Below are 13,325 nucleotides of genomic sequence, written 5' to 3'. Positions count from 1 at the left end.
ACATTAAGAATCGAGAACATCATGCGACGCGCACCGAAAAAGAAAATTCAAAAATTAGCTGGCGACGCCTTGCGCATCGCCAACCTCTCCCATGCGATCTCGCAAGCAGGAAGCCGCCTGGAAGATAATGATTGGCAGTCTTTGCTAGATACACTGGTGGCTAAAAATCTGGAACTAAAACATCAGTCTGTGCTGGACTCCGCCGCAGAGCATGTCTTCACCAATCAACCCGAAGCTTACGAAGTTTTAATCGAAGCCATCGAATCAATTGCGACTTCTGGCCACATGAAGGTGGGGGATACCAATTATGACTTGCTCTTGGTGGCGGCACCGATTTTGGCGTGGAGTCGTTTTGAGATTGCTTCTGGTTCAGTCCCTGCCAACATTTTGAAATCTTTAACGACGAGTTGGCGCGAGTCTCTACTTTGCAAAGGTGTGCAGATATGCATTTTGCCTAACTTATTTTCTATCGATCAGTTACCGCAAGATCACTGCGCCATCAATGATTTGATGCACCATACCGCCGACCATTTCTTGCGAGATAAAGCGATAGCACCGGCAAAAGATTTACCTAAGACTGTCCCTTTCCTGGCCGATAGCCGATACTTATTGGGGGTGATTATCGCTCCTGAAAATTCTCCTTTATTTCAGTGGCAAATGACACCCTCGCCCTTCGATATCGCCAAAGCGAAGGAAGCGGCTGTCTTACTATGGAAACAAAGAGCGCATGCCGATGTTGCTCATTTATTGCCGGGCTGTGGATTTGAGTTTCTATTACCTGAGTCATACTATTCAGCCTGCCGCGAAGCCGACATTCTGGTTCGTCCGATTTCTATACGCTCAGCCGTTTTTTATCTGACGCAAACATTAAATGTAGAAGCCTCAGATCTGGGGGCAATCATCGCCCGTTTTGGTCCAGAAACTCACCCAGGTCAAGTCGATGAATTGCGAATAGGCTTTACTTTGAAAGCTGAACCAGAAATTATCTATGGCGTGATCTGGCCATTGTATCAACAAGAGGATGAAGTTAATGCATTGATAGGCCCATCTCTATCCACGATGGACGAACGTGAAGGTGATATTCCCACCCTACTCAAAGAAAGTGGTCTGACGAATATACAAATGCTGGAAGATATTTTTGGTTTAGAATTTTGCGATGATTGCCAGGCACCTTTATATGCCGATGCAGATGGAGAACTGGTGCATCCAGAAATGCCCGAAGATACACCACCTGAGGGTTCAGTACATTTCCACTAATCGCTTACAAAAACAAAGCGCCTACAAGAAAACAGCCAGACTAAATCTGGCTGTTTCTATTTGCAAACACTGATTCGAAACAAAAGTGCTACCAATGTTTGAACGGATGCTTAAACAAATTAGCATTCGCATAGCGATGATCGTGGCTGACTTCGTCACCGCACCAGGCTGGTTTAACGAACACTTGATCAATGCTACTCAGCTCTACTTCGGCCACCACTAAACCCGCATTGTCCCCCAAGAATTCATCGACTTCCCACACCAATCCATCTAGCGCAATACGATAGCGTTTTTTTTCGATCAAAGGCTGTTCGCACAAACCATCTAATAATTCTAGTGCATCACTCAAAGGAATAGGATATTCCCACTCGCCCCTCGCGATCCCAACTGATTTAGCTTTGATCGTCAGCATGGCAACTTGATCTTCGATGCGCACGCGTACGACACGATTAGCTTGGGAGCTTAAATAGCCCTGACGCATAAAAACAGGCTTTGCTAAAGTTTTCCAGTCGTCAGTGACGACCAGAAACTTGCGTTCGATTTCTATACCCACTTTAGTTCTTCACGACCGTGGTTGCTACATTTTTTAATGTTGTCAAAATAGGCTGCAACATCGCTTCACCCAATTTCATACTACGCGAGCCATCCCAACCCACCTCCAGATCTGGCATGTTGGCATTATCTTTGAATGGCAACTCCAAAGTCAGAGAGACGCACTTATAGGTATGACCAATGTACTTGGACGCTAGCTTCAACAAATCTTCATTGTACTTACTGGCTTCATAACCGAACTGAGTCTGAAAATCAGGGCTGGCGGCGCAAAAACTATTCACGAATGCGGTTTGCTCTTGCATTTGTTTTTCACTAAAACCCTCTAACATTTCACTACCAGCCACAAAGACATAAGGCAAACCTTCATCGCCATGAATATCGAGAAACAAATCGCAACCAACTTCTTCGATTTTCTTCTTCACGTAATACACTTCAGGACTGGTTGCCAGTGAAGGCGTCATCCATTCACGGTTCAAATTTGCGCCTGCAGCATTGGTACGCAAATTACCGCGTACCGAGCCATCTGGATTCATATTCGGCACCACGTACAAAACAGCTTCATCTAAAATTGCGCGAGCGATAGGATTCGATGGATCAAGCAAAGCATTCAAAGTTCCCTCAACCAGCCACTCAGCCATCGTTTCACCTGGATGTTGGCGCGCGATGATCCATACTTTTTTCTTCGCAGATGGGTTTCCGACAACGACCAAATTTAAGTCACGACCATCGACAGTATTGCCTAAATCCTCAACCCGCACTTGATCCGATTGCTCCACACTACCTAACAAGGCCAAATGGCGTTCCCAGCTATACGGCTCAAAGTAAGCGTAATACACACTATCCGTCTCGGGAGTATGTTTAATACTCATCACCTTGCCATCGAATTCAGTCTCGACGCGAAACCAATTTTCGCGATCATAACTAGCTACGGCGCGATAATTGACCCAACCATCTGGATAAGTCGCTTCTCCCGCATTCACAATGTGAATAGTCGCGTCTTGATCCCGCGCGCCTTGCAAACGAAAATAGAACCATTGTGAGAATTCGGCATGCGAGTCAGAACGCAATTTCAACTGAATATTTTCCACATCTGCTGTGCTTAACACTTCAATGGCACCAGCATCAAAATTTTGACTGATCTTTATCGACATAGTGATCTCTTTAAGTAATTGTAGATAAGTGAGTAAAGATAAGCTTGCTCTTAGCAAGTATCCCATCATTTGCATAGCGTTTAGCCGTGCCAAAGCGCTATTGTGACTGCTTTTAAACGAGTCTGACAATCACTAAAACAAAAATGAATCAGGATATTTATGAATGTAGTCTATTGATACATCTATGTGCGCCTACATTGATGCACTTAACAAATTCACTTTGAATACTTCCCGCACACATTTTTTGATGGATAAAAAACAGCAAATACCCTATAATCGCCCGCTCAGAGTCGGGGCGTAGCGCAGCCTGGTAGCGTACGTGCATGGGGTGCACGGGGTCGCAAGTTCGAATCTTGCCGTCCCGACCAAAAAAAATTATGGCTTAGCATCATTGCTAAGCCATTTTTGTTTTCAGCCCCTGTCGTATGGCACCCACTTACTATAAAGACCGGGCAAAATTATTGATTGCGACGACGTCGGCCGCCATAGACGTGAAGGGAATATTTTCACGTATCAGCAATTCTTTCAAAGCGAGATCAATCTTGCGCGCCTCTTCTTCATTTTGCAGTCGCCCGGTCTGCACATACTTTTTATCGCTGCGTTCAACCAATAAATTAATATTATCGTGGCGATGATACCACTCTAAAATTTGGGATCTTGTTTTTTCCACATCGCAGATATTCTCTCGATAGGCTTCGTTGTAATACAGTATCTGCATCAAGGCGCATTCTGTTACCAGGTATTGCACCTGACCATCGAGTAATTCGAGCATTTCAAATTGTCTCTGCGCGATTTGATACTGATTTCTCAAGGCATTAAAATTCTTTTGCCAAACCAAAGACTTTGCATAGTCAGGGATTTGCTCAACCGATTTATGGCGCAGATTTAAGTTAAGAATAATCGCCGACGAAAATAGAGACTTATCGCATCCGGGACCACCAATAATATTAATGATCTTGGTTGGATAAAGACGCATTTTATTGTCGTGACTGAGATGAGAGCTACCTGTAAATTGAACTGTCATGATGACCTCGATAGAGCGTAAAACATCACTAATGAGTTCATGTTAGCACGCGCCACATCCATGCGACAGGAGCTGAAACGGAATAGTTTTAGTATTGTGGAATTTTTGTCTCAACTAAAGCCGATCAGGCTTTTACTCCATCGAGAACAAGTAGATTGAAAACTAGCGCCTGAAGGCTGTGAATTTGCTATTCAAGCCAACAAGTAGTAGATAAAAAAATAGGATTAAATCACAAGTGACTTAATCCTAGGGACGATCATTTCGTGTCGAATTAGTCGACGCGAATTACCTGATCGCCAATGCGGAACTTTTCCCGGCGGTCACCCATCAGTGCTCGCAGGTCTTTAATGCTCAGATCGCTAATTTCATGCATACGAATCAACAAAGACGCACCAACCGGTAAATGGTGGTGACGGATTTTGCTAATGACTGGAGGTGCGACTTCCAATGCACGAGACAGCGCTGCATCATTTTTCAAATGCAATTGCTTAATCAAAGTATCCAACAGGTTGTTTGGATTGTAGTCAAAGTCTTCTGACTTCAGGTCTAATAAATTTGCCATTCTTTTACTCACTCTTCACAAAATACAGCCAAATACATCTGTACGACCTATTGTTAAAACGATATGGTCGCTATTTTTTAATTTCAGCCCGGTTATTACTTTGAAAAATAAGAACCAAACCAAGGCGCTTCAGAACAGAAATTGTGTCAAACAGCAAGTTCGCCAATTTCGGTTAAAGACGTCTACCCTTTGTCCATCTTTAACTTCTAACACGACGATCAATAGAACACAAAATACTTCTCCACTTGACTTTTTTTTATGTTTTTTGATCTTTGTCAAATAAACACATCACAAAGCGTTGGCGGAAAGACAGGGATTTGAACCCTGGATACGTCATAAACGTATGCCGGATTTCGAGTCCGGTGCATTCGACCACTCTGCCATCTTTCCAAACTACCAAGTGCAGTCAGGCGACGGATTGTAGCAAAGTTCAAAACGGTTTGGTAGCCTGTTTTTTTAGCAAGCAGCTAAGGCTAAGCCTATGAATTGCTTAGAGTTTCGAATTTATTTCTTAAATAGATAGCGCAACAAAGTTTATTTCCCTAGGAAAACAAAATTTCCATACTCAAATTAGAACAAAATTTCAATCCAGCCTAAATTTGTATCCAATTGTTAAACAATGTGAAAAATCGTACATGTACGGTTACAAGAACAAAATTTTATCAATCAATTATCAAAATTATGATAGGGCTTTAGTCGAAATGACATCATACCGTCACATTTCCTCACTAAGCTTGATTCAAATTGCTTGCCACACTGCAATATCTCATTTCATTAACGACAATTAAGTACCCGATTACGACTATGGAACATGGACTCAGTCTATCCCGACCAATGACACCCACGTGCCCCACCATTTTGCTCGATTTGACTGCTGAGCAACTCGCGCATCGAGAAAGCCTGGAACAACTCAATCGCATCATCCATGGCCGCCTGTTGACAGCACGTTTCCAACCCATCATACAAATGTGTGATGGTAGCATCTTAGGCTATGAAGGCTTGATACGCGGACCGTCAGATAGTCCGTTTCATTCGCCCATCAATCTCTTTCAAGCCGCCAGCGCACATAAACTAACGGTCAAGATCGAGCATCTCTGTCGCCGCGTGGTGTTAGAACAGTTTAAGGCACTTAATTTACCGGGAAAGCTATTTTTAAATGTCAGTCCCGAATGTCTGTTGCAACGCGATGCAAAGCACGGTGAAACACTGGACTATATTATTGAATTAGGAATCAATCCTGAGCGTGTCATTATTGAACTGACGGAATATCAGCCAACCCATGACTACGTTCTGCTTCAAGAAGCGGTTTTGCACTATCGCAAAATGGGATTTGAGATTGCGATCGACGACTTAGGTGAAGGTTTCTCCAGTTTGCGACTTTGGTCAGAACTAAAACCGGAATTCGTCAAAATCGATATGCATTTCATTCATGGCATAGACCGTGACGAAGTAAAACGCCAGTTCGTGCTGTCAATTCAAAATATCGCCGAAAAATCAGGAACACGAGTCGTCGCTGAAGGGATAGAAACTCAAGCCGAATTAATCACGCTACGCGATTTGGGCGTCGCTTGCGGGCAAGGCTATCACATCGCAAAACCACATGTGAATCCCGCAAAAACCATTTCAGCCGAGGTCGCTAAGATACTATCGTTTAAACAAGCAAACACATCAATGCTTCAAACAAGCTCAACTGCATCCTTGGTGACGATTAAGCATTTATTGAAATCACCAGTCACGATTAATTCAACCGTGCTCAATAATCAGGTAGAAAATCTATTTTTAGCTGATCCTAAACTCAAAATCATTCCTGTCGTGGATGAACATAAGCCCATAGGCATCATCAATCGCCACAATATGATAGATCGCTTCTCGCGTCCCTATCAACGAGAGTTGTATGGAAAAAAATCTTGTGCTGTATTTATGGACGTTCATCCGCTGGTCGTCGAGCATGACACCAGTTTGCAGCAAGTAAGTCACCTTATCGTGGAGGCAGATCCGGATAATCTGATTAACGGCATCATTGTCACTGAAAATGGCCGTTATCTAGGATTGGCTACCGGCCCTGATTTGATGCGAGAAATCACTAAGATGCAAATTGACGCTGCGCGTTACGCCAATCCACTGACTCAATTACCCGGCAACGTCCCAATTAACCAGCACATCGATGAGTTAATACAAAACCAGAAGTCATTTCTGGCTTGTTACTGCGATCTCGATCACTTCAAGCCTTTCAACGATGTCTATGGCTATCAGCGCGGCGATGAAGTCATACAAATGACTAGCAGAATACTGAGCGCACACTGTGACCCACAACAAGACTTCATTGGGCACATAGGCGGCGATGATTTCATTATTCTCTTTCAAAGCACAGACTGGGAAAGTCGGTGCAACAAGATACTGCATGATTTCGCCATCGCAGTGACAGAATTTTATAGTAATGAAGACCGGGATCGTGGTGGCTATATCAGCGAAGACAGGCAGGGGAAGAAGGTCTTCTACCCTATGATCAGCCTATCTTTAGGCGTAATCCGCTCGCAAGCTCAGCAATATTATTCGCACCATCAAATCTCAGTTGCGGCCGCAGATGCAAAAAAACAAGCGAAACGTATACATGGCAATAGCTTGTTTATAGACCGACGAAAGGAAGAACAAACGCCGACGTAAAAACGGCATCACTATGGATGCAGTTCGTAAGCCTAAACTCACAACCCGAAAACCGTGTCGCCACGGTTGAAAGCTTAAGCCGGCAGCAACAACTTTTCTATGCCGCCCATGTAAGGACGTAAGACTTCAGGAATTACAACGCTGCCATCTTCCTGCTGATAATTTTCAAGTACAGCCACTAACGTACGTCCGACCGCCAAAGCAGAACCATTTAATGTATGCACAAACTCGGTTTTGCCTTGCGCGTTACGGAAGCGCGCTTGCATACGGCGCGCTTGGAAAGCACCCATATTCGAAATAGAAGAAATTTCACGGTAGGTATTTTGCGCTGGCAACCACACTTCCAAATCATAGGTCTTTGCTGCGCCAAAACCCATATCGCCTGTACACAGACTCATCACACGATAAGGCAAACCAAGTTTTTGCAAAATCATTTCAGCATGACCGACCATGTCTTCCAAGGCGTCAAACGACTTTTCCGGATGCGAAATCTGCACCAATTCTACTTTATCAAATTGATGCTGACGTATCATGCCGCGTGTATCGCGACCATAACTACCGGCTTCGGAACGGAAGCAAGGCGTGTGTGCTGTCATTTTGATAGGCAAACTTTCAGCGTTCAAAATTTCATCGCGCACCGTATTAGTTAAAGTCACTTCGGCGGTCGGAATTAAATACAGAGATTCTCCTTCGCCATCTTGTCCGCCCTTTTTCACTGCAAATAAATCTTCTTCAAATTTAGGCAACTGACCTGTGCCACGCATAGAATCGGCGTTCACCATATAAGGCGTATAGTGTTCTGTATAGCCATTTTCCATAGTCTGGGTATCGAGCATGAATTGCGCCAAGGCGCGATGCAAACGCGCCATTCCACCCTTTAATACCGCAAAGCGTGAGCCTGTCAATTTGACGGCAACATCAAATTCCAAACCTAAACGCGCACCAATGTCGACGTGATCCTTAACCTCAAACGTAAAAGTCGCTGGCGAACCAAATGTACGTACCACCACATTCTCCGTTTCATCAACGCCGACAGGCACGGAATCATCAGGCAAATTAGGAATCGTCAACAAAAAATTATTCAAAGCGACTTGCACCTCAGCCAAACGTACTTCGGATGCTTTCAATTCATCAGCAATCGCACCGACCTCTGCCATCACTGCAGATGCATCTTCGCCTTTGCCTTTGAGCATACCGACTTGTTTGGACAAAGAATTGCGCTTGCCTTGTAATTCTTCGGTACGCATTTGTATCTGTTTGCGTTCGGCTTCCAAGCCATTAAACGTGGCAACATCGAGAATAAATTTGCGGGATGCCAAACGTGCGGCAACAGCGTCGATGTCTTTACGGAGCAATTGAATATCAATCATGATTTTATTGAGAAAGAGGTAAATGGCGCCCTGTGTTTCCGATGCCTATAAGCATACATCGCTAAAACTTCACAGGTAAACGAAAAAACGTATTGTAACAAGGGACATGCATTTCCTCTATGCTTTAGTTAAAAAAGCACAGCAAACAGAAAAAGCAAAATCAACATAACAAACCAGCATGCACAGGGCATGACGATCTTTCATTTTTTGTGATGCTTTTTTGTGCAAATTATTCTTTTCTTAAGACTAGAAACTATTTTCGATACACAAGTTGAACGCAGACACAAAACTTCACAAACAAATTACCGGATTAAGTGCGGTAATGCTTGTCAAGAACAGGTAAGCCGTGGATAATCCCGACCTCGCATAAAAATACGCAAAAATTCAATTAAAACATCGTGCCCGCTTCGCGGGTTTTTTATTTAATTGAGCTGGTGAAGGTAGTCTTGTTTAAGAATTGTTGAGTTTTGCTCTCAATTCGAATTCCTGCCTGACGCTAGTATTTGCTTTGCTCGATATTTTGCTTTTGTTGTTGCCATCCAAATTTGATTGGCATTTTGTTGTCGCACTTGATTTGTTACATGAAAAACAGCTTAACACCATCTAATACGCAATCCACTTCTGCAACTGTGTCAGCAAGCACCAAGACACTCAAATTAGGCAAACCACTGTCACTCGCCAAAACCAAAGCTAATGTGCCGCAGGCCGAAACCCGCACGTTTGCGACACCTGTGCTAACAGAGTCCGCAGAGTTAGATACTAACGATATCATTAAGACTCAAGTTCAATCTGTCACCGTTGTCACAAAACGTCGCTCGCGTCTGGCGCTGGTAAATGCGCAGACAACAGCTGAAGGGAGCGAAGCGGCTGCTATCGACAGTTCAGAAGAAGGCAATACAAATACAGTGACTGCGCAAACACAATTGGACGCTGCTGTTGCTCCAAGTATGCCTGTCGAAGCGCTGTCTGCGCCTGTCACTACAGATGACATAGTCGCTGACGTTGGAGCGACTGCAGCACCAGTAGAGTCGGAAGACGATTATTCTCTTCTTACGGTAACGCGTCCTACCGGGCCTGCGCCCGTGGTCAAAGTCAAGAAAAAGAAAATCATTGCAACTGAGGTTCCCTCGCTGACTGACTCAGGTGCAAACTCAGCTGTCGACTTAACTGCGAGCGAAGAAAAAACAGCCACAGTAGCCAACGCACTAGAAACTACTCTGTCTGCAATGCCAACAGTAGAAAAACCCGCGCCAAAAGCACGGGTAGCAAAAACACCTATCAGCGCCGTAGAAACGACCAGTGGCAGTGCCGCCGCCAGTGTTGACACGTCAGCCTATGCGTTCCCAACGGTGAAAGAAGCAGCGCGCCGTGGCCGCAAGCCTTCTTCACCACAAGCTTACAATGAAGAGATTCACGCCTTCAATGCGCTGGAATCCTCTGAGCTAAAGCGTGCTGCACGTGTCAAAGCTGGCAAAGTAAGTGTCGCGTCTGCAAGTAAAGAACAATTAGAAGAATATCGTCAACGTCTGACCAAGCTAATTCAATTAGGCAAAGACCGCAGCTATTTGACGCATGCCGAGATCAACGATCATTTACCTGAAAATGTCGATGATCCAGAAATGATACAAGGCATCATCAGCACTTTAAATGACGTCGGTATTGCCGTCTATGATCAGGCACCAGATGCGACCATGCTCCTGTTGTCCGATAACGTTGCAACTTCCGTTAGTGACGACGATGCAGAAGCGACCGCTGCGGTAGCATTGTCCACAGTCGACTCGGACTTTGGTCGCACCACCGATCCTGTGCGTATGTATATGCGCGAAATGGGCGGCGCGGAATTGTTAACGCGTAGCGGTGAAATTGAAATCGCTAAACGTATCGAATCCGGTCTAAAAGACATGTTGCAAGCCATCTCGGCCTGCCCTTCTGTGATTAAAGAAGTCTTAAACACAGCAGAAAAAGTACGCAATGACGACGTCATTATCGACGACATCATAGACGGCTTCCACGTACCAGAAAGTTTAGATATCGCACCTGCCATCATCGCTACTGCCGACGAAGAGATCGACGAAGAGGAAGAGGATGAAGAAGGCGGTGCTGCAGAAACCAGCAATACCTTAAGTGCCGAGCAACTGGCACAAATGAAGGCGACTGCATTAGAAAAATTTGCGGCAATCAAGACCAGCTTTGACGATATGTTTGCGCAGATTGAACAAAACGCCTACAAATCACCAAGTTACGAAGCAGCACAAGAAAACGTCACCAAAGAAATGGAAAGCATACGTTTCAGTGTTAAGACGACAGAAAAGTGGTGCGACATTTTACGTAAGCAGATGACGGAGTTACGTCAAACTGAAAAACGTATGTTGGAATTATTAGTTGATCGCTGCGGGATGCCACGCGCCTATTTCATCGCGAACTTCATGAGTAACGCGACGAATCGCGATTGGCTAGAGCAAGAAATGGAAGCGCGAGAAGCCTATGGTGCCGTGCTCAAACGTAATATCCATGCGGCACGAGAGTTGCAAGGACGTCTCATCGTATTAGAGCAAGAATCGAAAATTCCATTAACGGAGTTACGCGCTATTCACAAGAAAATGATCTCGGCCGAGAAGCGCACCCGTGACGCCAAAGCGGCGATGACCGAGGCCAATTTGCGCCTGGTGATTTCTATCGCAAAAAAATACATCAACCGTGGCATGCAATTTTTGGACTTAATCCAGGAAGGCAATATTGGCTTGCTAAAGGCGGTTGATAAGTTCGAATATCGTCGTGGTTATAAATTTTCGACCTACGCGACTTGGTGGATACGTCAGGCAATCTCACGCGCAATCGCAGATCAAGCTCGTACTATCCGCGTGCCTGTGCATATGATAGAAACGATCAATAAATTGAATCGTATCAAACGTCAATGCTTGCAACAAAATGGGACGGAACCAGATCCCGCCTTGATCGCAGAAAAAATGGATTTGCCTGAGATCAAAGTTCGTGAAATTTTAAAGATTGCAAAAGAACCTGTGTCGTTGGACGTCCCTATCGGTGACGATGGCGATTCTCAATTGGGTGACTTCATCGAAGACAATATCACTTTGTCTCCCATGGCGGCGGCGATGCAAGCGTCGGTGCAAGGCAAGTTGAAAGAAATCCTGGATGCCTTGAGTCCACGCGAAGCAAAAGTATTGCGCATGCGTTTTGGTCTCGAGATGGCGAGCGATCATACTTTAGAAGAAGTTGGCAATCAATTTGACGTGACCCGTGAGCGTATCCGTCAGATCGAAGCGAAAGCGATGAAAAAATTGCGCCACCCTTCTCGCTTAGAGCAACTGAAGAGCTTGCTAGAAAATAGCTAAGCAAGTTCAAAAAGTTCAACTAAGCTTAACTTAAGCAAAAATGCCAGTATCAGATTAAATAAGGTAGTGATACCCCTGCTTAATCTCCTACTGGCATTTTATATTCAAAGCCACGAAAACCAAGTTTCCAACTTCACCCAAGCAACTAACTTAAAAAATCGAGCGCAAATCGTACTTGCTGTACCCGTGAATCAAGGCTGCCCTCCACCAGCATAAACGGGATCTCACGTTCATCCAAAATACCAATCAACTCTTCATGTACTTGTTGACGGACTTGCGGTGATTCGCGTTGCAGGCCATCAGCTGTCCAAGGAAAATCAGGCGCAGTCACGACCGTAAATTGATAATTGTGAACCAAATCCATCGCAATCAATTCCGGATCGAGCTCACCAAAATAAATGCGGCTATATAGAGCAGTCATCATAGGCGTGGTATCACAAAATAGCCAAGTATTGGCCTGGTTGGCGGCAGCATTTTCTCGTTCCATCTGTGTTTTCGCGATCGACAACTGATCCTCAGAACGAGGTACCCGTTCATTTTCTTCGACAAATTCGCGTAAATATTCGGGCACCCACAAAGTCTTAAAATGAGCAGCCAAGGCTTGCGCTAGCATTGATTTTCCCGATGATTCTGCACCCAAAATTGCAATGCGATTTACGAGTGCACTTTGGCCTTTTGCATCGCCATTTTTTATACCTTGCATGCTGCTCTCCAAACACGCGCGCCATGTATCGCCATGAGTACAAACACCGCATATAAAATCGCTGTCAACATCAGATTTTTATAGAGGTACAAAGCCACGTATAAAACATCGACAATAATCCACACCGTCCAGTTTTCTATTTTTTTACGGGATAACAAGACTTGCCCCAACAAACTACCCGCAGTCAATAAACCATCCGCTGCTGGCACATCGGTGTCTGTACAAAATTTCAAAAATAGATAGAGGGTCGCAAACATCAATAGGCAAATTAATGCAGCCCACCAGCGCTCGGTAAGATTTAAATTTGTTACAGCCAATGCTCCACCCTCGGCTGCACCACGCAACCACTGAGACCAGCCCCAGAAGGAAACCAAGACAAAGACGAATTGCAAGCCCATGTCACCGTACAAACGCACCTCAAAAAAAACCATGGCATACAAAGCAGACGACAAGATAGAGAACAGCCAAGCCCAATGTATCTGCCGGATATTTAATGCAACCGTAATGAGAGACAATAAAAAGGAAACGAGTTCCAAAGGCGTTGTGGAAAAACCGAACACCAAGGGCAAATTTTGATTCATGCTAGATTTTCTAAAATTTTTTTGATTTTTATCAAACGTAACGCAGGGACTTAAATACGCAACAAGGGCGCAGCATAACAAACTTATGGCAACCACCGCAATTAACAC

The 13,325-nt window shown here is 44.6% G+C and carries 10 protein-coding genes and 2 tRNA genes; 4 read left to right on the top strand and 8 right to left on the bottom strand.

The features are described from left to right. The first annotated feature begins 21 nt into the window (after positions 1-21). Positions 22-1,257 (top strand): DUF2863 family protein, encoded by a 1,236-nt coding sequence (locus AC1RR2_RS00200; RefSeq protein ID WP_493220286.1) that lies wholly within the window; start codon positions 22-24, stop codon positions 1,255-1,257. 88 nt (positions 1,258-1,345) lie between these two features. Here the strand turns inward: AC1RR2_RS00200 and AC1RR2_RS00195 are convergent, their stop codons facing one another. Together AC1RR2_RS00195 and AC1RR2_RS00190 are read right to left on the bottom strand one after the other, a co-directional pair. Beyond that, positions 1,346-1,810, bottom strand: a complete 465-nt coding sequence (locus AC1RR2_RS00195; RefSeq protein WP_493220285.1) for a CYTH domain-containing protein — start codon at positions 1,808-1,810, stop codon at positions 1,346-1,348. Between the two features lies 1 nt (position 1,811). Further along, positions 1,812-2,960 carry a M14 family metallopeptidase gene (locus tag AC1RR2_RS00190; protein WP_493220284.1) on the bottom strand — a complete coding sequence of 383 codons (1,149 nt, stop codon included), beginning with the start codon at positions 2,958-2,960 and terminating at the stop codon, positions 1,812-1,814. A gap of 291 nt (positions 2,961-3,251) precedes the next feature. On the opposite strand from AC1RR2_RS00190, the gene AC1RR2_RS00185 reads away from it, so the two are divergent. Beyond that, positions 3,252-3,328, top strand: a tRNA-Pro gene (locus tag AC1RR2_RS00185). 71 nt (positions 3,329-3,399) lie between these two features. Here AC1RR2_RS00185 and AC1RR2_RS00180 read toward each other — a convergent pair. The 3 genes from AC1RR2_RS00180 to AC1RR2_RS00170 form a co-directional block, all read right to left on the bottom strand. Next, positions 3,400-3,984 (bottom strand): AAA family ATPase, encoded by a 585-nt coding sequence (locus AC1RR2_RS00180; RefSeq protein ID WP_493220283.1) that lies wholly within the window; start codon positions 3,982-3,984, stop codon positions 3,400-3,402. A 271-nt stretch (positions 3,985-4,255) separates the two neighbouring features. Next, positions 4,256-4,546 (bottom strand): hypothetical protein, encoded by a 291-nt coding sequence (locus AC1RR2_RS00175; protein ID WP_493220282.1) that lies wholly within the window; start codon positions 4,544-4,546, stop codon positions 4,256-4,258. A 299-nt stretch (positions 4,547-4,845) separates the two neighbouring features. Continuing rightward, a tRNA-Ser gene (locus tag AC1RR2_RS00170) sits at positions 4,846-4,936 on the bottom strand. Positions 4,937-5,380: 444 nt separating this feature from the next. On the opposite strand from AC1RR2_RS00170, the gene AC1RR2_RS00165 reads away from it, so the two are divergent. Then, positions 5,381-7,210 (top strand): GGDEF domain-containing protein, encoded by a 1,830-nt coding sequence (locus AC1RR2_RS00165; protein ID WP_493220281.1) that lies wholly within the window; start codon positions 5,381-5,383, stop codon positions 7,208-7,210. 74 nt (positions 7,211-7,284) lie between these two features. On the opposite strand, the gene serS is transcribed toward AC1RR2_RS00165, so the two are convergent. Beyond that, positions 7,285-8,580: a serine--tRNA ligase gene (gene serS / locus AC1RR2_RS00160; protein ID WP_493220280.1), complete on the bottom strand. Its 1,296-nt coding sequence runs from the start codon at positions 8,578-8,580 to the stop codon at positions 7,285-7,287. A 581-nt stretch (positions 8,581-9,161) separates the two neighbouring features. Between serS and rpoD the strand changes: the two genes are divergently transcribed. Next, positions 9,162-11,933 (top strand): RNA polymerase sigma factor RpoD, encoded by a 2,772-nt coding sequence (gene rpoD / locus AC1RR2_RS00155; protein ID WP_493220279.1) that lies wholly within the window; start codon positions 9,162-9,164, stop codon positions 11,931-11,933. A 145-nt stretch (positions 11,934-12,078) separates the two neighbouring features. Here the strand turns inward: rpoD and AC1RR2_RS00150 are convergent, their stop codons facing one another. After that, positions 12,079-12,636, bottom strand: coding sequence for an AAA family ATPase (locus AC1RR2_RS00150; RefSeq protein WP_493220278.1), 558 nt, complete (start codon positions 12,634-12,636; stop codon positions 12,079-12,081). After that, positions 12,624-13,217: a nicotinamide riboside transporter PnuC gene (gene pnuC / locus AC1RR2_RS00145; RefSeq protein WP_493220277.1), complete on the bottom strand. Its 594-nt coding sequence runs from the start codon at positions 13,215-13,217 to the stop codon at positions 12,624-12,626. Before pnuC ends, AC1RR2_RS00150 begins: the two co-directional genes overlap by 13 nt. Positions 13,218-13,325: the final 108 nt, after the last annotated feature.

Source organism: Undibacterium sp. GW821-FHT11H02, from assembly GCF_058808015.1.
This window is presented reverse-complemented; position numbering and strand designations above follow the sequence as displayed.

What these genes read in the sequence shown, in the direction of transcription:
- AC1RR2_RS00200 (WP_493220286.1), top strand. Translation starts at nt 22, where the DNA reads ATGCGACGCGCACCGAAAAAGAAAATTCAAAAATTAGCTGGCGACGCC.
- AC1RR2_RS00190 (WP_493220284.1), bottom strand. Translation starts at nt 2,960, where the DNA reads ATGTCGATAAAGATCAGTCAAAATTTTGATGCTGGTGCCATTGAAGTG.
- AC1RR2_RS00180 (WP_493220283.1), bottom strand. Translation starts at nt 3,984, where the DNA reads ATGACAGTTCAATTTACAGGTAGCTCTCATCTCAGTCACGACAATAAA.
- AC1RR2_RS00175 (WP_493220282.1), bottom strand. Translation starts at nt 4,546, where the DNA reads ATGGCAAATTTATTAGACCTGAAGTCAGAAGACTTTGACTACAATCCA.
- AC1RR2_RS00165 (WP_493220281.1), top strand. Translation starts at nt 5,381, where the DNA reads ATGACACCCACGTGCCCCACCATTTTGCTCGATTTGACTGCTGAGCAA.
- serS (WP_493220280.1), bottom strand. Translation starts at nt 8,580, where the DNA reads ATGATTGATATTCAATTGCTCCGTAAAGACATCGACGCTGTTGCCGCA.
- rpoD (WP_493220279.1), top strand. Translation starts at nt 9,162, where the DNA reads ATGAAAAACAGCTTAACACCATCTAATACGCAATCCACTTCTGCAACT.
- AC1RR2_RS00150 (WP_493220278.1), bottom strand. Translation starts at nt 12,636, where the DNA reads ATGCAAGGTATAAAAAATGGCGATGCAAAAGGCCAAAGTGCACTCGTA.
- pnuC (WP_493220277.1), bottom strand. Translation starts at nt 13,217, where the DNA reads ATGAATCAAAATTTGCCCTTGGTGTTCGGTTTTTCCACAACGCCTTTG.